The organism is Streptomyces longisporus (genome assembly GCF_039532765.1).
Taxonomy (GTDB): Bacteria; Actinomycetota; Actinomycetes; order Streptomycetales; family Streptomycetaceae; genus Streptomyces; species Streptomyces longisporus.
Genome location: NZ_BAAASG010000009.1, coordinates 422,458 through 443,355, shown reverse-complemented (window position 1 = coordinate 443,355; position 20,898 = coordinate 422,458). Strand labels below are relative to the sequence as shown.

Annotated in this window: 12 protein-coding genes and 2 pseudogenes; 6 read left to right on the top strand and 8 right to left on the bottom strand. The window is 70.0% G+C overall.

The window, feature by feature from the left end; genetic code table 11:
* The first annotated feature begins 192 nt into the window (after positions 1-192).
* Entirely contained in the window at positions 193-1,869 is a 1,677-nt protein-coding gene (locus ABD355_RS20900) for a rhamnogalacturonan lyase B N-terminal domain-containing protein (protein ID WP_344402011.1), read from the top strand.
* A gap of 2 nt (positions 1,870-1,871) precedes the next feature.
* On the opposite strand, the gene ABD355_RS20895 is transcribed toward ABD355_RS20900, so the two are convergent.
* The gene (locus ABD355_RS20895; RefSeq protein WP_344402010.1) at positions 1,872-3,284 is read right to left on the bottom strand and encodes an RICIN domain-containing protein; all 1,413 of its coding nucleotides are present in this window, start codon (positions 3,282-3,284) and stop codon (positions 1,872-1,874) included.
* Between the two features lies 1 nt (position 3,285).
* Positions 3,286-4,374, bottom strand: coding sequence for a glycoside hydrolase family 43 protein (locus tag ABD355_RS20890; RefSeq protein WP_344402009.1), 1,089 nt, complete (start codon positions 4,372-4,374; stop codon positions 3,286-3,288).
* Positions 4,375-4,560: 186 nt separating this feature from the next.
* On the opposite strand from ABD355_RS20890, the gene ABD355_RS20885 reads away from it, so the two are divergent.
* From ABD355_RS20885 to ABD355_RS20875, 3 genes are all read left to right on the top strand, one after another.
* The gene (locus ABD355_RS20885; protein ID WP_344402008.1) at positions 4,561-6,642 is read left to right on the top strand and encodes an autotransporter; all 2,082 of its coding nucleotides are present in this window, start codon (positions 4,561-4,563) and stop codon (positions 6,640-6,642) included.
* A gap of 186 nt (positions 6,643-6,828) precedes the next feature.
* Complete coding sequence (mmuM, locus tag ABD355_RS20880; RefSeq protein ID WP_344402007.1) at positions 6,829-7,752, top strand: homocysteine S-methyltransferase; 924 nt, start codon at positions 6,829-6,831, stop codon at positions 7,750-7,752.
* A 147-nt stretch (positions 7,753-7,899) separates the two neighbouring features.
* On the top strand, positions 7,900-8,955 hold the full coding sequence (locus ABD355_RS20875) for a LacI family DNA-binding transcriptional regulator (RefSeq protein WP_344402006.1): 1,056 nt from the start codon (positions 7,900-7,902) through the stop codon (positions 8,953-8,955).
* A gap of 13 nt (positions 8,956-8,968) precedes the next feature.
* Here ABD355_RS20875 and ABD355_RS20870 read toward each other — a convergent pair whose 3' ends face one another.
* From ABD355_RS20870 to ABD355_RS20845, 6 genes and pseudogenes are all read right to left on the bottom strand, one after another.
* Positions 8,969-10,555, bottom strand: coding sequence for a carboxylesterase/lipase family protein (locus tag ABD355_RS20870; protein ID WP_344402005.1), 1,587 nt, complete (start codon positions 10,553-10,555; stop codon positions 8,969-8,971).
* Positions 10,556-10,648: 93 nt separating this feature from the next.
* Positions 10,649-11,908, bottom strand: coding sequence for an alginate lyase family protein (locus ABD355_RS20865; protein WP_344402004.1), 1,260 nt, complete (start codon positions 11,906-11,908; stop codon positions 10,649-10,651).
* Positions 11,909-11,935: 27 nt separating this feature from the next.
* A complete protein-coding gene (locus ABD355_RS20860) occupies positions 11,936-15,286 on the bottom strand; it encodes a putative Ig domain-containing protein (protein WP_344402003.1) in 3,351 nt (1,116 codons plus the stop codon).
* Complete coding sequence (locus tag ABD355_RS20855) at positions 15,283-16,812, bottom strand: glycosyl hydrolase family 28 protein (protein ID WP_344402070.1); 1,530 nt, start codon at positions 16,810-16,812, stop codon at positions 15,283-15,285. Before ABD355_RS20855 ends, ABD355_RS20860 begins: the two co-directional genes overlap by 4 nt.
* Positions 16,809-17,303: pseudogene (locus tag ABD355_RS20850) on the bottom strand (carbohydrate ABC transporter permease); the annotation flags it as partial. The gene ABD355_RS20855 and the pseudogene ABD355_RS20850, both read right to left, overlap by 4 nt.
* A gap of 58 nt (positions 17,304-17,361) precedes the next feature.
* A pseudogene (locus ABD355_RS20845) lies at positions 17,362-17,574 on the bottom strand (extracellular solute-binding protein); the annotation flags it as partial.
* 641 nt (positions 17,575-18,215) lie between these two features.
* On the opposite strand from ABD355_RS20845, the gene ABD355_RS20840 reads away from it, so the two are divergent.
* Both ABD355_RS20840 and ABD355_RS20835 read left to right on the top strand, forming a co-directional pair.
* Positions 18,216-19,229: a hydroxyacid dehydrogenase gene (locus ABD355_RS20840; protein ID WP_344402002.1), complete on the top strand. Its 1,014-nt coding sequence runs from the start codon at positions 18,216-18,218 to the stop codon at positions 19,227-19,229.
* A 331-nt stretch (positions 19,230-19,560) separates the two neighbouring features.
* Positions 19,561-20,649 carry a LacI family DNA-binding transcriptional regulator gene (locus ABD355_RS20835; RefSeq protein ID WP_344402001.1) on the top strand — a complete coding sequence of 363 codons (1,089 nt, stop codon included), beginning with the start codon at positions 19,561-19,563 and terminating at the stop codon, positions 20,647-20,649.
* The last annotated feature ends 249 nt before the right edge of the window (positions 20,650-20,898 follow it).

Genomic DNA, 20,898 nt, shown 5'->3' with positions numbered 1-20,898 from the left:
AGGAAACGACCGGTCGACAGGGCCTGGCGGCAGGGACCGTACCGCTCTGCACAAGCGCTTTCTAGACCTTGAGCCGATTTCACAAGATTGCCAACCTCCGACGAGTGAAAGCCCTTTCGCGAAATCGATTCAACTGCCACCCTCACAACCACTCGCACCACCCCCACACGGCTTCCGGAGGAGGCACCCCCCATGTCCGAGACCGCGAACAGACCGGTCGGCCGCCGCACCTTCGTCCTCGGTTCCGCCGCTGCCGCCGGGACGGCCGCCCTCGCCGGGCCGCTCGCCGTCCCGGCGTCGGCAGCGGGCTTCGGCTACTCCGACGACGGCTCGAACTACGTCGTCGACACCGGCGCGAGCCTGGTCTTCAAGGTCAGCAAGACCAACGGCGACCTGACCTCGCTGGTCTACAGGGGCACCGAGTACCAGGGCTACGGCGGCAAGAACTCGCACATCGAGTCGGGCCTCGGCACCTCCACGGTGACGATCAAGCAGTCCGCCTCGACGATCCTGATCTCCGTCGCCCACGGCACCCTCAAGCACTACTACGCGGCCCGTAGCGGCGAGAACAACGTCTACCTGTGGACCAACAAGGCCGACGACTCGGTCAGCGCCACCCGCTACATCGTGCGCGTCAAGGCAGGCATGTTCCTCAACGACGAGCCCGACTCGTACACCTACGCGCCCACCACCGTCGAGGCGTCGGACGTCTTCGAGAAGTCCGACGGCCAGACCCGCTCCAAGCACTACTCGAAGCTCCGGGTCATCGACTACGACTACATCGGCTGGTCGACGGGGAGCGTCGGCCTGTACGTGGTCCGCTCCAACCACGAGAAGGCCTCCGGCGGCCCCTTCTACCGCTCCCTGCTGCGCCACCAGAGCGCCGACGGCGGCGGCCTGTACGAGATCCTCTACTACGGCGAGAACCAGACCGAGGCCCAGCGCTTCGGCCTCCAGGGCCCGTACGTCATCGCCTTCACGGACGGCGGCGCGCCCTCCTCCGCGCTGTACCACGCCAACCTCACCACCTCCTGGGCGGACTCGCTCGGCATCTCCGGTTACGTCGCGGCGAGCGGCCGCGGCAAGGTCACCGGCGTCGGGATCACCGGTCGGAACACGGCGTTCCCGTACACCGTCGGACTCGCCAACCCGGCCGCGCAGTACTGGGGTCCGGCCCGCTCCTCGGACGGCTACTTCGCCATCCCCGGGGTGCTCCCGGGGACGTACACCCTGACCGTCTTCAAGGGTGAACTGGCCGTCCACACCGCCTCGGTGACGGTCACCGCGGGCGGCACGACCACTCTCAACACCGTCGCGATCCCCTCGTCGAACGACCCCGGCAACGCGAGCGCGATCTGGCGCATCGGGGACTGGAACGGCTCGCCCAGCGGGTTCAAGAACGCGGACCTGATGACGTACGCGCATCCGTCCGACAGCCGGGCCGCGTCCTGGACCGGCAACGTGGTCATCGGCAGCGGGACGGAGACCTCCACCTTCCCCTGCTACCTCTGGAAGGACGTCAACAGCGGCATCCTCGTCTACTTCAGGCTGACGGCCGCGCAGGCCGCCGCCGCGCACACCCTGCGCATCGGTGTGACGACGGCCTACGCCAACGGACGGCCGCAGATCAGCGTCAACGACTGGACCTCGTCGATCCCCTCGCCGCCCGGCCAGCCGAGCACCAGGTCGCTGACCGTCGGCTCGTACCGGGGCAACAACTACACCTTCGCCTACAGCGTTCCGGCGAGTGCCTGGCTCTCCGACACCAGCCGGTACAACGTGCTGAAGATCAACGTGGTGAGCGGTTCGGGGACGACGTCCTTCCTCAGTGCGGGCACCGCGATCGACGCCATCGATCTCCTGGTCTGACGTCAGGTCCCGCGCGTCCACTGCTGGTTGGTGCCTCCGTTGCAGGTGTACGTGATGATCGCGGCGGAGTTGGCGGTGGACGCGCCGGACACGTCCAGGCACTGGCCGCTCGCGCGGGACGTGACGTTGACGTAGGAGCCCGAGGTGGTCAGCGACCACTGCTGGGTGGTGGCCGAGCCGCTGCAGTTCTCCTGGGTGACCGTGCTCGCGTTCTCCTGCACGCACAGGGAGCTGTTCCTGACCACCAGCTGGTAGTAGCCGCTGCCGAGCGACTTGAACCAGTACTTCTGGTTGTTGCCGCCGTTGCAGTCGTACTGCTTGATCTGGGCGCCCTGCCACAGCGACTGACTGGTGACGTCGGCGCACTTGCCGCTGTGCCGCGCGATCAGCGTGTGGTAGGTGGCGCTGGTGCCGGTGACGGTCCCGGCGGCCGTGTCGACGGTGAGCTCCGGCGACCAGGACATGGCCATCGAGGTGGAGCTCGGGAAGGTCAGCGGCAGCCAGACGTACCGGGAGTCGTTGACCGTGCCGCCGAAGGAGTTGCCCCAGCGGTCGCCCATGTAGAGGTATGAGGTGCCCGAAGTCCCCTGGATGGGAAGGACGTACGCGGTCTGCGAGCCGTAGGCGGTGGAGTCGCCGACGTTCGTCATCGAGGTCCACGGGCCGGAGATGCTGGTGGCGGTGGCGTACTGCTGCTGGTTGGGGTTCCAGCCGGTGGCCGCCGAAGTCAGCATGAAGTAGACGCCGCCCCGCTTGAACAGCGCGGGAGCCTCGCGGTGGCCGCCCGGCCAAGGGTTCGCGACCAGCGAGGCGATGCCGGTGTAGTCGGCGGTGAGCCTGTAGATGTGCAGGTCGTAGTTCTCGTTGGCGGCCGAGACCATGTAGGCGGTGCCGTCGGTGTCGACGAACGTGGTGATGTCCCGGGACATGTACTGCCCGAGCGGCTGGAAGCTGCCCTGGTAGGTGTAGTTGCCATCGACGGTGTCGGAGACGGCGACGGCCGCGCGGGCCTGGCTGTAGTCGACGCCGTTCTCCTTGTGCATCCACATCACGAACTTGCCGGTGGAGGCGTTGTAGATGACCTTCGGGCGCTCGATGTAGGCGGTGCCCAGCTCGGCGGCGGACGACTGGGTCAGGACGTGGTTCCGGAACTCCCAGTTCTTCAGGTCGGTGGAGCGGTAGGCATCCACGTACCTGAAGGTGTTGTCGCTGTTGCGGTCCTCGCCGAACCAGTAGTAGTACGAGCCGACCTTGATGACGCCGCCGCCGTGGGCGTGGACCGGGTTGCCCGAGGTGTCGGCGAACTGGACGCCGTTGGGGACGGTCTGGGCGGCGGCCTGCGCGGGGCCGGCGGTGGCGAGGGCGCCGAACAGGGCGAGGCAGAGGGCGAGCAGTACCGCGTACGCACGTCTCATGTCACGCACTCTCCTTCGCGGAGCCGGCGACCGTGTCGGCCACGGGGACACCGAAGTGGGGGGTGCCGTCCTGGTTCCAGCCCAGCTTCTGGATCCGGGTGTGGCGGTTGGGGTCGTTCAGGGGGTCGCCGGTGATCTCCTTGTACTGGCGGGCGTGGTAGACGAGGACGTCGCTGCGGCCGTCCTCGGCGACCGTGAAGCAGTTGTGGCCTGGGCCGTACTGCTTGGTGGTGTCGTTGCTGGTGAAGACGGGCGTCGGCGACTTGGACCAGTTGGCGGGGTCCATCAGGTCGGCGTTCGCATCCGCTGTCAGCAGGCCCATGCAGTAGTGGTAGTCGGTGGCGCTGGCCGAGTAGGAGAGGAAGAGGCGGCCGTTGCGGGCGAGTACGGCGGGGCCTTCGTTGACCTTGTAGCCGATGGTCTCCCAGTCGTACTCCGGTGTGGAGAGCCGCACTTGGGGGCCGGTCAGGGTCCAGGGGTTCGCCATCTTCGACAGCCACAGGGCGGTGTTGTTGTCCATGCCGGGCTCGTGCTGGGCCCAGACGAGATAGCGGGTGCCGCGGTGGCTGAAGGTGGTGGCGTCCAGGGAGAAGGTCTCCCAGGCGGTCTTCACCTGGCCCTTCTCCACCCACGCCCCCTTGAAGGGGTCGGGGCCGGCGTTCTCCAGGACCCAGATGCGGATGTCCCAGACGCTCTCGGCGGGCGCGGAGGCGAAGTAGATGTACCACTTGCCGCCGATGCGGTGGATCTCCGGCGCCCAGATGTGCGCGCCCATGACTCCCGTGGCGTGCTTGGTCCAGATGACGGACTCGGCGGCGGTCGCAAGGCCGTTCAGGGTGCGGGAGCGGCGCAGGATGATGCGGTCGTACTCGGGGACGGTGGCCGTGAAGTAGTAGTGGCCGTCGGCGTGGCGGTGGATGTAGGGGTCGGCGCGCTGACGGACGAGCGGGTTCACGAACGGGGCCGCCTTCGCGGTCGGTGCGGCGGTGGCCGCGGCGGGGGTGGCCGCCAGGGCGCCCGCGGCCAGGGCGGCTCCCTTCAGCATCAGGCGGCGGCTGGGGACTTGGGGCAGGTCGTTGTTGCGGCTCATGCGGCTGCCTCTCAAGGGGACGTTCGAGGTAGCGAACAACATCTGTGATTACGAACGCCGAAAAGGTAAGGGTGTGGAACAAGGAGGTCAACGGGTCTGACGTGACCGACAGACAGCGCTTACCCAATTTCGGCCGTCCGGCGGTTTTTCTGTTATCGGCTGCCCTCCCGGCCCGTCTCCTGTGATGTGCGCAGCCATATCCACCAGACAGCAGCCGTCGCCGGAGCCCTCGCGGCCGTCGCCGCCCTGCTCTCCACCGCTCCCCCCGCGGCGGCCGCCGGCACCCGTGACATCACCGCCGACGTGCTCGCCGACCAGGACGTGACGCTCACCGGCGACGCCGTGGTCACCGTGCCGTCCGGGACCACGACGTACGACGGGGTGTTCCGCGGCGAGGGCACGCTCACGGTCCGCGGCGGCGGGACGCTGGTCCTCACCAAGGACAGCGACTTCACGCTGCCGAGATCCCGCCAGCGGCAGTCCGTGAACATCCAGGGCGGCAACCACCCGTACGTCACCACGGCCGACGCCGATCCGCCCGCGATCACCGTCGAGCGGGGCGCGACCCTGCAGTACGGCGACGGCGGGACGACCGGGCTGATCGGGCACTTCCCGTACAACACCCCGGCGTTCCGGCTCAACCAGGACAACATCCGGGTCGACGGCACGCTGCGGCTGTCGCTGACGAGCGCCTACAACCTGGGCACGATCAGCGGCTCGGGCCTGATCACACAGCCCCGCTTCCTGTGGGGCAGCTGGGCCCTGTCGGGCACCCACTCCTTCTCGGGAGTGATCGACAACGGCACGCAGCTCAACGCCGGCGCGCCGGAGTTCGCCACGTCGCTGCCGAACGTGCGCAAGGTCCTCAACCAGGGCACCTGGACCGTGGACACGCCTTTGGGTCAGACCGTCACCATGGGCATGGACTTCTACCAGCGCGAGTACGGCAGTGACATCAACGTCCAGTCCCGGCCCGGCAGCAAGGTGATCCTGACCGGCCAGTACAGCTGGTCGAACCAGGGCGGTGACACCGACCCCTCACTCAGCGACCCGTCCCTGAACTGGACGCCCGCGCACAAGAACGTCAACAAGCGCGGCACCAACATCAAGGGCGCGAACGTCCAGTGGGGCGACGGCACGACCGACAAGATCTTCATGCCGGGCACGGCAGAGACCGTTTACATCAACTTGCTCGCGGCGCGCTCCCGTTCGCTGCTCACGTTCGACTACGACGGGCCGGTGACGCTGGGCGCCCCCATCGGCGGCGGCAGGTTCCACGACACGCTGGCCGCGCCCGGCGCCGGGGACATCGTCGTCAAGGGGACGAAGGGCAACGACGTGACCTTCGCCGCCGTCCAGTACTACAACGGCTCGACGACGGTCGAGAAGGGCGCGGTACTGCGACTGGGCAGCGGCAAGCCGGGCGGGGACGGTGGGCTCTACACCAAGGGCGACCTCTACAAGGTGGTCGACGACGGCTCACTGGTGCTGAACAACACGAGCAAGGCCCTGGCCCTGTCCCGCATCAGCGGCAGCGGATCGCTGACGCAGACCGGGGCCGCCACGGCGACCCTGACGGGAAGCGGGGTGACGTACACCGGCACGACGACGGTCGAGAAGGGCACCCTGGCGCTGCGCTCCGGCGCGACCCTCGTCCACAGCAAGGCGATCAGACTCAACTCGACGGGCTCGCGGCTCGACCCCGGGCCGTCCGGACTGCACGTGGCCACCACGCTGACCGGCAAGGGCACCGTGAAGGGAGCCGTGACCAACGACGGTGTGGTGGCGGGCGGGGTCACGGTCTCCGGCAGCTACACGCAGAGCGCGAAGGGTGAACTCGTCCTGGGTGCCGAGCCGTTGAAGGTGACGGGATCGTCGGTCCGGCTGGCCGGAGACCTCGACCTGTCGGCCGCCGGGGCGAGACCGGCCGCTGCGATCACCGTCATCGAGCACTCGGGGAAGTCGAGGACCACCGGCGCCTTCAAGGGGCTGGCGGAAGGTACACGGCTGAAGCTCGCCGACACCACGTACCGAATCAGTTACCGCGGCGGCGACGGCAATGACGTCACCCTGACCGCGACCGACGGGAGTCACTCCCCGACCGCCGCCCACCCGGACACGGCATCGTCCGGTGCGGCGGCGGTCTCCACCGCCAACAGCGGCCTCGGTTGGTGGCCGTACGTGCTGGCGGCGGGGCTGCTCGTGGGGCTGGTGGTGCCGGCGGTCAGCCGCGGGCGGAAGGGTGGACGGCATGCGGCGCACGGTTAGCGGGCGCCGTGTCGCCTCACACGGACGGCGCGGGCGTCTCCCCCGCCGGTTCCCGCTTCATGGTGCTTTCCGTGCAGAGGGGAACGGGGGGTGCGTGATCGTAACCCGGCGTCCCACATGCTGGGCGATCCGTTCACGTGATGGACATGAACGGTCGTCACCGGCCCCTTCGGCTAGCGTCTTCCCATGACCAGCGACACCCCTTCCTCCCTCGCCGAGGCCCTCGCCACCGGAACCGTCGTGCTCGACGGCGGCATGTCCAACCAGCTCGAGTCCGCCGGGCACGACCTGAGCGACGAGCTGTGGTCGGCGCGGCTGCTCGCCGAGCGGCCCGAGGCGATCACCGAGGCACACCTCGCGTACTACGAGGCGGGTGCGGACGTGGCGATCACGTCGAGCTACCAGGCCACGTTCGAGGGGTTCGCGGGGCGTGGGATCGGACGGGAGAAGGCCGCCGAACTGCTCGCCCTGAGCGTGGAGTTGGCCCGCGAGGCGGCGCGGCGGGCGCAGGCGAAGGGGGTCACGCGGCCGCTGTGGGTGGCCGCGTCGGTCGGTCCGTACGGGGCGATGCTCGCGGACGGCTCCGAGTACCGGGGGCGGTACGGGCTGACCGTCGACGAGCTGGAGCGCTTCCACCGGCCCCGGCTGGAGGTGCTGGCCGCTGCCCGTCCTGACGTACTGGCGCTGGAGACGGTGCCGGACGCCGACGAGGCGGCGGCGCTGCTGCGGGGGGTGCGCGGACTTGGCGTCCCCGCCTGGCTTTCGTACACCGTGGAGGGTGGTCGGACTCGGGCCGGGCAGCCGCTGGAGGAGGCGTTCGGTCTTGCGGCCGAGGCGGACGAGGTGATCGCTGTGGGCGTGAACTGCTGTGCGCCTCAGGACGTGGACGGGGCGGTGCGGACTGCCGTCCGGGTCACTGGCAAACCGGTCGTCGTTTACCCCAATAGTGGGGAGGCCTGGGATGCGGAGGGTCGCACCTGGGCGGGGAGCTCTTCCTTCGCCGCCGAACAGGTATCCGGGTGGCGTGCCTCCGGGGCGCGGCTGATCGGTGGTTGTTGCCGGGTGGGGCCGGAGGCCATCGCGGGGATTGCCGGGGCGTTGCGCGGCTGAGCCTGCGCCTTCTCGCCGTAGGGGTTCTGTTGTCTCGCGACCGCGGCTTGTTCGTGGTTGCTCGCGCCCACGCGGCGGAGCCGCAAATTGACACTGTCCCGCGCCCCTTTCGGGGCGCTAGCCTCAGCGCATGGGAACCGGTTGCCGATGACCAGGAAGAGCCAGGACCTCGGGCGGAGCACCATTCGGGATGTGGCGGCCCGGGCGGGGGTTTCCGCGTCGACCGTGTCGCGGGTGCTGGGCGGGGTGTATCCGGTGAGCGCGGCGACGCGGGCGCGGGTGATGCGGGCCGTGCGGGAGATGGACTACGTCGCCGATGCGCGGGCCAAGGCGGTCGCCGGGGTGGGGACGCCCACGCTTGCCTTTGTGCTGGAGGACATCACCGGACCGTCGTTCGCGCACATGGCGTACGGGGTGGAGCGCGAGGCGACCCGGCTCGGGCATCTGTGCCTGGTGTGCAGCACGGAGGGGGATGTGCGGCACGAACTGGAGTTCGTCGAGATGATGCGGGCCCAGCGCGCCGCCGCCGTGATCCTGGTGGGCGGGGCCGCCGACACGGCCGAGTACCGTGAGCGCACCCGCCGTATGGCCGACTCGCTGGCGTCGGCGGGGTCGCGGCTGGTGCTGTGCGGACGGCCGCCGCTCGGGCCCGGGGCTCCGGTGACGGCCATCGAGTACGACAACGAGGGCGGCGCCTACGCCCTGGTCGCCCATGTGCTCTCCCGGGGCCACCGGCGGATTCTGTTCCTCGGCGGGAAACCGGACCACACGACGGCCCAGGGACGTGAGCGCGGCTGTCTCGCCGCCCTTCGCGCCCGCGGCCTGGAGCCGGACCCGGCGCTGCTCCTCCACGGCGACTTCACCCGTGACACGGGCCACCGGCTGATGCGCCAAGCCCTCAAGGAGGGGCTGGAGTTCACGGCGGTGGTCGCCGCCACCGACATGGTCGCGGCCGGCGCCCTGACCGCGCTGCACGAAGCGGGCCTGGACGTCCCCGGCGATGTCTCCCTGGCCGGCTACGACGACATCCCCTTCGCCCGCGACCTGCACCCCGCGCTGACCACGGTCCACGTCCCGTACGAGGAACTGGGCCGTCTCGCCGTGCGCACCGCCCTGGAGCGCACCCCGGAGTCTGCGGACGAGCATCTGCTGCTGGGGACGCATGTGGTGGTGCGGGACTCGGTGGCGGCACTTCGGCAGTAGCCGCCTCCGGTGGTCACTGCCGGCGGACCGAGCCGGGCAGCCGCAGCCGCCGTACGACGGACCGCAGTTCCGTGCTGCGCACGGGCGAGCCGTCGACCGGGACCGCTGCCGGTGTGGAGGGCGCAGTCCTGAGGGCGTCGGCGGTCCACAGGGCGATCTCGGCGTCCCGCGGCCCGTGGACGGTGCGTGGCTCGCCCGCGTCGAAGATCCGCACCGGATGCGAGGCGTCCCAGGGCTCCCAGCCTGGGTTCCCGTCGGCCGCGAACCGCACCCACGCCGCGTGCATGGCGTCGGCCAGCTTCTGAGGCGCGCCCTCACCTGCGAGTTTGCGGGATTCCGGTACGTCGCCGGTGTCGAAGACGAAGCCGAGCTCCAGGGCGTGGCAGGCGCCGAGGTCGGGGAGGTTGGAGGGCCAGGCGAACTCGTACACGTACGAGGTGCCGGGGCGGGCGTCGGCCAGGTGGTGCAGCGGGAGGCGCAGCAGGTGGTCGGTGACCATCTGGCCGACGATCTCGGCGGTGCCGGCCTCGGGGTGCAGGGTGCGGTAGCCGCGGGGTACCTCGGTGTTGCAGTGGCAGCGGGCCATGGCGCCGGCGAGGGCGACCGCGCCCAAGTGATCGACGCGTTCCAGGAGACCGCCGGGGACGAGCCAGAGGCGGTACTCGTCGCTGGTCCAGCCCATCATCAGGTCGACCCCGTGCGCCGCGTCGCCGTCGATGAGCGCCTCCAGGGGGTCGCGCGGCACCAGGTCGCCGTCGACGACGATGCCGAAGGAAGGGCCGCCGAGCACCGGGCTGCTGAGTTTGCCCACGTCGGCCTGGGTGCGCAGGAGCAGTTCGCGGTCGACGTCGGCGAAGGCCGCGGCGGTGGCGGGGATCTTCAGCCGGGTCGCCATGCGGCGCACCATGCGCCGTACCTTGTCCCGTTCGAACGCCTCGGGCGGCCCGCTCTGCAGGACCGCCCGCCGTACCAGCCCCTGCGCCTGCGGGGCGGCCAGCAGGGCGCCGATGCTGATCGCCCCCGCGGACTGCCCGGCGACGGTGATCCGGTCGGGGTCGCCGCCGAAGGCGGTGATCGACTCGTGCACCCACCGCAGGGCGGCGAGCTGGTCGCGCAGGCCGGGGTTGGCGGGGGCGTCCGGGAACAGTCCGTAGCCCTCGACTCCCAGCCGGTAGTTGACCGAGACGAGGACGACGCCGTCCCGGGCGAAGTTCCGCCCGTCGTACACGGGCACAGCGGAGGATCCCCTGGTCAGGGCGCCGCCGTGCAGCCACACAAGGACCGGGAGCCGGGCCCCCGGGCCCGGCTCCGGCGTCCACACGTTCAGATTGAGGCAGTCGTCACCCGGGATCACCGGGTCGGACAGGTACTTCTCGAAAGCCTCGGAGTACGGCGGCTTCGGCGGCGTCGGCCCGTACGCGCCCGCGTCGCGCACGCCGTCCCAGGGCTCGGGCGGTACCGGCGGCCGGAACCTGTGGGGGCCGAAGGGGGGCGCGGCGTACGGGATGCCGCGGAACACCGCGATGCCGTGCTCGTACCGGCCGCGTACGGCTCCGTACGGCGTGCTCACCACCGGGTCTGCCTGGACTGCTGCCGTCATACGACCACCAGCCTCCTCACCGCGCCACTGCACCGGTAACACCAGAGCACCACAGATCGCCCCGGTATTCCGGTGCAGAGCGCGATTCGGCGGCTACTTGGCGTACATCAGGGTGCCGAAGCCGAGCTGGTCGTAGCCGCCGCTGGTGGAGCCGTAGTCACCTCCCCCGCCTTCGGGGGCGACGAGGTCGTAGTAGATGGCCGAGATGTACTTGTCGTCGAGGTACAGGCGCCGGTTGTAGTGGAAGTGGAGCATGGCCCACACCGGGCGGAGCTGGCCGCGGGAGCCGGAGCCGATCACCGTCTGGGAGGACTGGGCGCAGTTCTGTCCGGTGCCCCAGGTGTAGGTGGTGTAGGGCACGTCCTGGCCGATGTTGTACTTGGCGACGTACTGGGCGGCCTTCATGAAGCGCCGGTCGTCGTACGAGTACAGGTCGTCGCCCTGGTTCCAGGCCATCTCGCAGAGGGCGCCCATCTGTCCCATGCCCATGATGGTGTGGCCCTGGTCGCGGCCGGACTCCTGCCACTGGCCGAGGGCGTAGCCGTCGGAGTCGGTGTACAGGTACGGGACCGCGTGCGCGAGGGAACCGTTTCCTGCACCGGACTTGAAGTACGTGACGGCCTGGTCGTACTTGGCCGCATCCTCGGTGAGAATCCCGATGGCCATGATCGAGGCCATGTTGCACAGGTCCCAGTTGGCCCAGTAGTTGGTGATGCAGGCGTCGTTGTGGTTGGTCAGGAAGCTGTTGTTGAGCGGGTAGAAGACGTCGACCATCATTTTCTGGAACGCGGCGAGGTCGAAGCCCGCGTAGCCGCGCATCAACTCGGCCGCCTGGCAGAACTCCCAGCCGTAGATGCCGGCCGCGAGGAACCGGTCGGCGTCGCCGGTGAGGGTGGTCAGGGTGGACGACCAGGCGTTGAGGATCTTCGCCGCGGTGTCGCCGTTGGCGGCCGTGCCGCCGACCACCCAGCGCAGGGCGTTCTGGTAGGCGGCGGCGATGTCGTTGTAGAGGATGCCGTAGTTCTCGCCCGTGCCGCCGCGGATGACCGTGGCCTGCGGGTCGGGCGTCCAGGTGGACTGCGAGTGGGAGTTGGCGGTGAGCCTGTTCCAGCCGGACAGCCAGGGGTCGGCCTTCGCGGCGACCTTGACCTTGGCGCGGTTGATGTCTCCGGCGTTGTGGAGCATGCCGGGGTGGGTGAAGGTCGCCGGTGCCGCGACGGCGGCGGTGTCCGCCAGCGCGGCCGCGGAGCCCCCGAGGGCGAGTGCGGCGGTGAGACCGCCCGCGGCCCTCAGCAGACCGCGGCGACTCAACTCGCCCTGTTCGGGGCTCTGGTGGGGGGAGATGCGGCTCATGGTGTGCGACTCCAATCCGTGGGGGGATCAGTCGGGGGTGATGCTCACCTCTTCGAACCGGGCGGTACCGAGGGCCAGTGGGCTGCGCGAGCAGACCACCAGGCCCACGTGGAAGGGGGCGTCACCGAAGCCGGGGATCTCGCCGGAGGCGAGGGCGGTCCAGGTGGCGCCGTCATCGCTGGAAACCGCTGCGGCGAAGGCGGTCCCGGTGCGCTTCAGCCGCAGCAGCAGGGACAGCCCGATGGAAGTGACGGTCGCGGTGCCGGACAACGCGGAGGCACCGGCCACGGTCCTGCGCAGCATCAGCTGCGCGGAGGTCCCGCCGGTGACGATCACTCCGGCGGCCTGGTCGAACGGTGACAGCGACTTGGCCATCAGCAGGCCCACCCGGTCGGCGGTGGCTCCGCTGCGGGAGACCAGCCGGGCGGTGACCGTACAGTCGCCGGTGGCGGGATGTCGTACGAACTGCCCTGTCATCCCTTGGTTGTTGACGGTCAGGTCGACGCCCGCGCCGCGGACGGTGAAGGCCCCGCCGTCGTACGAGGTGCTGCCCGGCGTGCGGATCGCGACCACGCCGAAGGTCCCATAGGCACGGTCGTCGAGGACCACGTCGCCGAGGTCGCCGTAGGTCCACGGGTCGGGTGGGGGTGTGCCGACCGTGAGGGCGAGGGTGCCGGTGCCGTCGCCCGCGGCGTTGCCCGCCGTGGTGGTGACGGTGAATTCACCGGTCTCGTTGGGGGTGCCGCAGATCAGGCCGGTGCGTCTGTCGACACGCAGGCCGTCGGGGAGCCCGTCGGCGGTGAAGCGTATGGGCTCGTGCGAGGCCCGCAGGAGGTGCCGGAAGGGGACACCCTGGTTCGCGAATGCCGTGGCGGGAGAGATGAGTTGAGGTGTCGCAGGGGTGGGCATGACTGCCGCCGACGGCGCCGGGAGCGGGCCGCGGCCGCCGGCGTTCGTCTTCGCGACGACGTAGTGGTACGTCGTGCCGGGCGTCCCGGTGGAGTCGGCGTACCGGATGCGGGTGCCGAAGCCGACGGGGCCGATGCCGGTGGCGATGGTGCGGTACGGGCCGTCGGCGTCGGTGGAGCGCAGCACCTTGTAGCGGGCGGAGAGGTCCGGGTCGGTCCAGGCCAGCTCGACGGCGTCGGCGTCGGCGCCGGCGGTCGCCGTGAGGCCGGTGGCCACACCGGCCGGACGCGGGGCCGACCACACCTCGGCGGAGCCCGACGCCACCGTGACGTTGTCGAAGGCTCCGGTGCCGGTCTCGGCGTAGTCCTCGTCGACGCCGAGGCAGGAGGTGAGGACGAGACCGGCGTACGCGGTACGCCCCAACTCGACCTCGGTGGAGCCGACTTCGGTCCAGCGGATGCCGTCCGGGGAGATCGCACCGGTGCACCGGCGGCCCTTGCGGGTCACCCGAACCCAGTACGGCGCCCGCAGCCGGTAGCCGTCGCCCGCGCCTTCGACGTACGGGGCCTCCAGCGGGGTCGCGGACTGAGGGAGGGTGCCGAGGCTGGAGATCGGGAAGGCGGCGTTGGTGGTGATGGCGTCCTGCTGGGTCGGCGGCACGGGGGTGCTGCCGGTGGCGGAGATGTCCGCTCCCGTCGACGGCCGCACGCTCCACACACCGCTCCAGGTGTGCAGCGGCAGCCCCTGGATCAGCATGGATGCGTGCGCCGCGGCCGCGTCGAGCGAGTCGCGCAGGGTGACGCCGATCTTGGAGTACTGCGAGCTGAGCGGCCATACGATCCGCGCGCTGACCGTCCCGTCGCCCGGCAGCGGGAGGTACGCGAGGCGATAGGTGTCGGCGGTGCCGCTCGCCTCCAGCACGAAGCGCTCGCCGTCGAACGCGGCCGAACCGGGGATCTTCACATCGCCCAGGTCCTGGGTGGACCAGGGGGCGGGGAGGCCGGCAGCGGCGGAGACGGTGCGTGAATTTCCGCTGCGACCCCGCGAGTTGGAGGCGAGGACCGTGTAGTGGTACGTCCGGCCCGGGCGACCGTCGGTGTCGTTGTACGTCGGCTTGTCGAGGCCGGTGGCGATGTCCTCGTACGGGCCCTCGGGCTTGCCGGCACGGCGGACGGTGTACGTGCTCGCCCACGCGGACGGCAGCCAGCTCACGGTGACGGACCTGCCGGCGCCGACCGCGGTGACGCCCGCCGGGGCCGTCGGCACCGTGGCCACGGGGGCCGTCGCGCCCGCGTAGGCGAAGGTGCCCCAGCCGGGCAGGTCGTCGTTGCTGCTCTCGACGACGCGGGCGCCGCCGGTGCCGCGGAAGACGGCGGCCCTGGTGTACGGGGTGTCGAGGCCGCGGACGCCGGCGTAGTGGGCGTAGGCCATCTCGTAGATCGGCGGCAGGTTGCCGCGCGCGGTCGCGGAAACCGTCTTCTTGATGTACTTGCCGGTGCGGTCGAGGTCGGGGGTGAAGGGGACGTCGCCGCCGAGGTTGTAGCGGGCGGCGTACTCGAAGTTGGCGAGGATGCGGTTGTTCTCGAAGCCCCACAGGTCGATGCCCTGGTTCCAGGCGACCTGGGCGATGTCGCCGGTCAGGCCGACGGCGAGCTGTTCGTGGCCCTGGTCGCGGCCGGCCTCCTGGCCCTGGCCCGCGACGGTGACGATGCGGTGCGGGATGCTGCCGTTTCCGGCGCCTGCCGCTGCGCAGCGCAGGGCGTCCTCGAAGAGCACGGGCTCCTCGCAGAACACGCCGATGGCCAGGATGGTCTGCAGGGCGGTCAGGTCCCAGTTGCCGTTGGCGTAGAGCATGTAGCCGGAGACGGCGGGATACCAGACGTCGAGGAAGGAGCGTTCGCAGCGGGCGATGTCCGCGTCCGACCAGCCGTCGTAACCGGTGTGGCGCAGGAGTTCGGCCGCGTTGACGAACTTGAAGGCCTGCAGCCCGGCGCCGAGCGGACCGTCGGCGCCGGTGATCGCCGTCAGGGACGCCGACCAGGCGCCCAGGATGTCGCGGGCCTTGTCGGCGTTCGCCCGGTCGCCGGTGACGGCCCACATGAGGGCGTTCTGGTAGGCGGCGGCCGAGTCGGCGACGGCCTGGTTCTGGAAGTTGGTGGGGCCGCGGCCCCAGGAGGTGATCTGGCCCGTGTTCTGGACGGTGTACGAGGCCGAGGAGCGGGCGTGCCCCGCGAACGCCAGGTAGCCGTCGTAGACGGGGGACTGTCTGGCGGCGACGGCGGCCTTCATACGGGTCAGGTCGTCGGCGGTGTGCAGCAGGCCGGGGTGGGCGAAGGCTCTGGTGCCGGTGTCGTTACGGTCGGCGGCCCGGGCGGCGGTCGGCACGAGCAGCCCGCTCGTGCCCGACGCCAGCAGCAGGGCCGCCGCGCCGCCGAGGAAGCCCCGGCGGCTGGTCGCGTAGGTGCTCATGACGCGGTGGCCGCCTCGGCCTCGGCGGTCGTGAGGAACCTCAGGTTCGTCACGTGCTCGTTGTAGTACCACTGGATCTCGTCGGTGGTGTAGTACCACTTCGGCTTCTTCATCGAGTCGGCGACGACGATGCCGTTGATCACCAGGTTCTCGAAGGTGACGTTGTCGATGGCGTGATCGGCGTCGTAGCCGAGGAACAGCGACGGGTTGGCGTGCGTGCCCGTGTAGCTGAGGTTTTTGACGTAGACGTCCTGGATGCCGCGGCCCACCGACGTGTTGTACTTCGGGTTGAACATCACCTTCATGTAGATGACCTGGCCCCAGCGGAAGTCCTCGATGCGGACGTCCTCGATCCGCACGTTCCTGATCAGGTTCGAGTCGCCGGGGTTGAGCGCGATGCAGCCCTGGTAGTTCATCTGGGGCTCGCGGTGGTCGAGGACGTCGATGTTCCTGATGACCAGGTTCTCGAGCGTCTCCGGGTTGTCGGTGTTGCCGTGCGTGCCCACGTTGACCGGGTGCGCGACATCGGCCCACAGGGTGCAGTTCTGGATGGTGATGTCGCGGGTGTCGCCGTAGTAGTCCCAGCGGTGGCAGTAGATGGCGAAGCAGTCGTCGGAGGTGCGCATGAAACAGCCGTCGAAGACGATCCCGGTCGAGGAGAAGACGTCGAAACCGTCTCCATTGCCCTTCGAGCTGAAGGAACGCGCCTTCTTGACGTGGACGTTCTCGCTCATGCCGAAGGTGCCCGCGTAGCCGTTCGGGTTCATGATGATGACGTCCTCGACGCGGATGTTCCTGCTGCCCTCGCAGAGGATGCCGCCGGGGCCGGCGTTGAGCATGCCGCGGCCGGTGAGCGCGGCCTTCTCGACGTTCTTGAAGAACACCTGCGCCTGCAGGACGGCGCCGCCCGCGAGGTACACGGTCTTGCCGCTGGGGACAGTGAGGACGTTGCCGGTGACGGTGTGCACACCGGGGCCGAAGTAGATGACGTCCGGGTCGTCCGCCGAGGGCGGGTCGGCGCAGATGTGGTTGGTGATGACGTGCAGACAGTCGAAGATCTCGTCGTTGATCTGGACGACGACGTCCTTCGGCTCGTGGAGCGTGAACACCAGGGTGTCGCCGCCGAGTTCGGGCTTGATGCCCAGCGAGTCCGGTCTCACCCGGGTCTTGGTGGTGCCGCCCTTGAGGTAGGTGACCTCGATCTCGACGGAACCCTGGAAGTCGAAGTACACCATCGAGGTGTTGTAGACCTTGCCGGATCCTGTGGTCGGGTTGATCTCCTCCAGCTGCGGACGGTAGATGTCGAGCGTCTGCCAGTCGCCTTCGGGAGCGGTCCGCACCCGCACCTTGAAGCTGGTGTTGGTCGGCATGGTGGCCGGGCGGGGGTAAGTGACCAGCTTGGGCGCCGAGTTGTCGCTCGCCCCGTCGGCACGGGCCGCCGTGGCGGTCAGGTTGGTGAGGCCGGCGGCGAGGACGGTGGCGCCGGCCGTCTGGAGGGCGGTGCGGCGGGACAAGGCCATGTTCATGCGTGACTCCTTGCAAAGGGTCGACAAGGGGGCTGCTTGAGGCCGGTCGTGGACGTCCCGGCCACGAAACCGCGCTGGGCGACGAGGAAGATCAAGAGGATCGGGACGACGTACGTCACGGAACCGGCGGCCAGGAGGTTGTTCACCGGCAGTCCGTTGCCGTTGACGTACGAGGCCATGATGGCGACGGAGTGTGGGGTGCGGTCGCCGGGCAGGAGCAGCATGGGCGCGATGAAGTCGCCCCAGCTCCGGGTGAAGGTGATCACGAAGCTCGCGGTCGGGACCGGCCAGGTCTGCGGCAGGAAGATCCGCCAGAAGGTCCCGCCGTAGCCGCAGCCGTCGACGATCGCGGCCTCCTCCAGCTCCCGCGGCATGCCGGCGAAGAACTGCCGGAACAGGAAGACCAGACAGGGTGCGGCCGCCGGCCCCCACAGCACCCAGGGCCAGTAGGTGCCGACCATGCCGAGCTTCGCGAAGATGAGGCAGGTGGGCGACGCCCGCCTTGTCGAAGAGCGAGGTGTCGTACCAGAACATCGCGTCCTGGGAGAAGTCCTTCGCCATGCGGTAGCGGGGCCCCTTGCCCGGCGTCTTCCCGTCGTAGCGCCACAGGTCGTTGGCCGGGGCCAGGTCGTCGACCGTGAGGACGGTGGACCTGGCGAAGTACGGGTCCAGGTTCTCGGCCACGCCGCGGGCTGCGAAGTACGGCGCGTCGAGCGCGTCGGCGCCACGCACCAGATCCGGCGCGTCGCCGCTGGTGAGCATCGCGATCAGCCCGGTGATGTCGTTCTTCACCACGGTGATCCGGATGCCCAGCTCCTTGTGGGCCTGCCGGATCAGCGTCGGGTCGAGGTCGGTGAGCTCGGCCGTCACCGTGATGCTCTCGCCGCCGCCGGCCGCGGCACCGGCTGCCGAGAGGGCGAGAAAGCGGCGGCGGCTTGCGGCAGCGCCGGCCTGGGAGTGCATGAACTACCCACTCTCTTCGCTGAGATGGATGACGGGAGTCGGGGCACGCGACGGGAATGAATGCGACGTGCGCATGTTTCGGGAACCGGTTGCTGCGCGGTGTCACGGAGCTTCCGTCGGAGAGCACGGCACGTCAAGAGACATCGCGAACTTTCGAAAACAGTGGGTTCGCTGTGTGCAGGGGGTGGGAGTGGCTACGGTGCCGGTCAGGACGGCAACCGGTTGTCAGTACCGGATCCGCGGCGCGACCCCGCTCGGGAAATCGCAGTAACCGATTTCACCCCAGAGCAGGATCAAGGTCCGCACCTCGCCGGAGAAGGACGTCCACACGCCACTCTTCCCGGCGATTGACCACCGCTTCACCACAGATCTACGGTAGAAGGCGCTTTCTGAAACTGTTTCCATCCCGCCCAGCGACTCGTCCAGCGTTCAGGAGAGCCATGCCAAACTTCCAGCCGCCGAGGGCCGTGTTCGCGATGGATCCGGCGCACCTCCCGCTGCTGTTCCCCCCGCCGCTCATGGCACGGCTGAAGCAGGCGTCCGACCTCGACCCCGGGTTCGTCGTACGGGACTTCGCCGACCCGGCGGCCGCGGAGGCCCTCGCCCGGACGGAGGTGCTGATCACCGGGTGGGGCTGCCCCGGCCTCGACGCCGGGGTGCTGGCCGCGGCGCCCCGGCTGCGCACCGTCCTGCATGCCGCGGGCTCGGTCCGTTCGCTGGTCGGCGAGGCCCTGTGGGAGCGCGGGATCACTGTGTCCAGCGCGGTGACGGGCAATGCCCTGCCGGTCGCGGAGTACACCCTCGCGATGATCCTGCTCGCCGGGAAGGACACCTTCACCCACCGCGAGCGCTTCCGCACCAGCCACGCCTACCCGACCGACGCGGAGACCGCGCACACCGGCAACGTCGGCCGCCGGATCGGGATCATCGGGGCCTCACGCGTGGGCCGCCGGCTGCTGGAGCTGCTGCGGCCGTTCGACTTCACGCTCCTGCTGCACGACCCCTATGTCAGCCCCGCCACGGCCGCCTCCCTCGGTGCCGAACTCCTGCCGCTGGAGGACCTGTTGCGGCACAGCGACATCGTGTCGCTGCACGCCCCCGACATCCCCGAGACCTACCGCATGCTGGATGCCGGCCGGCTCGCGCTGATCCGGGACGGCGGCGTCCTGATCAACACCTCGCGCGGCGCCCTCGTCGACCCCGACGCACTCACCGACGAGCTGGTCTCCGGGCGGCTGCACGCGATCCTCGACGTCACCGAACCGGAGCCGCTGCCCGCCGGATCCCCGCTCTACCGCCTACCGAACGTCTTCCTCACCCCGCACATCGCCGGCTCGCTCGGCAACGAGCTGGAACGTCTCGGCCGTATCGTCGTGGAGGAACTGGAACGCCTGGTCGCGGGCCTGCCGCCGGCCCACGAGGTACGGCACTCGGACCTGGCCCGGGTCGCGTGAGGAGCGGTGCCCGCGGCTGCGCCGGGGTTCGGGCAGCAGGGCTCCCGCCGGTTGTCCACAGCCCTGCATGCCGGAGAAACGATGGGATACGGTTTCCGCAAGGCGCGCTCCGCGGGCCGTGCGGATGTGCGGCTCCGTCGCGGGGGGATGTGCTGTCGACCGTCTGCGGCGTCGTCGTGGCGGGTCGCGCCCCGCGGCGGAGCCGCTGTGGATACGGCCCCGCGCCCCTTCGGGGCGCGGCCGAACCGCAGCAGACCTCGCCCGGCCCGCCCAGGGGCGCACCCGCTCGGCGTCCGGCAAGGGAAGTTCTTGAGGTGAAGGAGCCGCAACGGTGAGTCAGCGCAAGGCGGCCGGGGACGTCGGACGGGCCACCATTCGTGATGTGGCGGAGCGGGCGGGGGTCTCCGTCGCGAGCGTCTCCCGCGTCCTGTCCGGGAACTATCCCGTCTCGGAGGACCTGCGCCGCCGGGTGATGAAGGTAGTCCGGGACCTGGACTACGTCACCAACGCGCACGCCCGCTCCCTCGCCGGCGGCGGCACCCCGACGGTCGCCATCCTCATCAACAACATCACCGGCGCCGCGTTCGCCCATGTGGCGAGGGGTGTCGAGGGCGCCGCCGCGCTGCGCGGCTGGCTCTCCCTGGTCGGCACCACCGGAGACGACCCCGAACGGGAGCTCGCGCTGGTCAACATGATGCGCCAGCAGGGCGTGGCCGCGGTGGTGCTGCTCGGCGGCGCCTACGACTACGACGAGTACCAGTTGCGCATGGCCCGCTTCGCCCGTTCCCTGGACGCGGCGGGCTCGCATCTCGTCCTGGTGGGCAGGCCGCCCCTGGAGGGCGACGTCCCGGCCACCACGGTCGACTACGACAACGAGGGCGGCGCCTACGCGATGGCCAGCCATCTGCTGTCGGCCGGCCACCGCAGGGTCCTGGTGCTGCCCGGTCCCGCCGAACTCACCACGGCGCAGGGCCGGTTGAGGGGCGCCGAGCGGGCCTTCGAGGCGTACGGCGTGCCCTTCGACCCGGGCATGGTGCGGCACGGCCCGTACGACGACGAGCACGGGTACAGCGCCGTCGAGACAGCCCTGCACGAGACGCCGGACTTCACGGCCGTGCTCGCGGGGACGGACGTGGTCGCCGCGGGCGCCATGCAGGCCCTGCGCGCGGCGGGCCTGCGCGTGCCGGAGGACGTCTCCATCGTCGGCTACGACGACATCCCGCTCGCTTCCCAGCTCACGCCTCAACTGACCACCGTGCATGTGCCGTACGAGGAAATGGGCCGGGTGGCCCTGCGGGCGGTGGCCGACCGGCGCGAGGGCGGCGCGGGCCGCCGCAAGGGCACCGACGGCGACCATCTCGTGCTCGGCACCCATGTCGTCGTACGAAACTCGGTACAGCCGCCCGTCACCAGGCGTTGATGGGCCGCCCTCGAAGCGATCGTTTCGTAACCGGTTTCCGTCGCCTACCAGCGCTTTTCTCAGTCTGACGCAACAAGTTCGCGCACGCCCCTTGCTCCATCCGGACCTGTCGGCCTACCTTCGCAGCAACCGTTTACTACAGCTTCCGCTTGGCCGACCCCCCTCAGCCGCGAGCCGACGGATTCCGGCCGCCGTTCCCGGCCTGCACCGAGCCGCCGCCTTCTTGTCTCCAGACGCCCAACTTCCGAA

What these genes read in the sequence shown, in the direction of transcription:
- ABD355_RS20900 (WP_344402011.1), top strand. Translation starts at nt 193, where the DNA reads ATGTCCGAGACCGCGAACAGACCGGTCGGCCGCCGCACCTTCGTCCTC.
- ABD355_RS20895 (WP_344402010.1), bottom strand. Translation starts at nt 3,284, where the DNA reads ATGAGACGTGCGTACGCGGTACTGCTCGCCCTCTGCCTCGCCCTGTTC.
- ABD355_RS20890 (WP_344402009.1), bottom strand. Translation starts at nt 4,374, where the DNA reads ATGAGCCGCAACAACGACCTGCCCCAAGTCCCCAGCCGCCGCCTGATG.
- mmuM (WP_344402007.1), top strand. Translation starts at nt 6,829, where the DNA reads ATGACCAGCGACACCCCTTCCTCCCTCGCCGAGGCCCTCGCCACCGGA.
- ABD355_RS20875 (WP_344402006.1), top strand. Translation starts at nt 7,900, where the DNA reads ATGACCAGGAAGAGCCAGGACCTCGGGCGGAGCACCATTCGGGATGTG.
- ABD355_RS20870 (WP_344402005.1), bottom strand. Translation starts at nt 10,555, where the DNA reads ATGACGGCAGCAGTCCAGGCAGACCCGGTGGTGAGCACGCCGTACGGA.
- ABD355_RS20865 (WP_344402004.1), bottom strand. Translation starts at nt 11,908, where the DNA reads ATGAGCCGCATCTCCCCCCACCAGAGCCCCGAACAGGGCGAGTTGAGT.
- ABD355_RS20860 (WP_344402003.1), bottom strand. Translation starts at nt 15,286, where the DNA reads ATGAGCACCTACGCGACCAGCCGCCGGGGCTTCCTCGGCGGCGCGGCG.
- ABD355_RS20855 (WP_344402070.1), bottom strand. Translation starts at nt 16,812, where the DNA reads ATGAACATGGCCTTGTCCCGCCGCACCGCCCTCCAGACGGCCGGCGCC.
- ABD355_RS20840 (WP_344402002.1), top strand. Translation starts at nt 18,216, where the DNA reads ATGCCAAACTTCCAGCCGCCGAGGGCCGTGTTCGCGATGGATCCGGCG.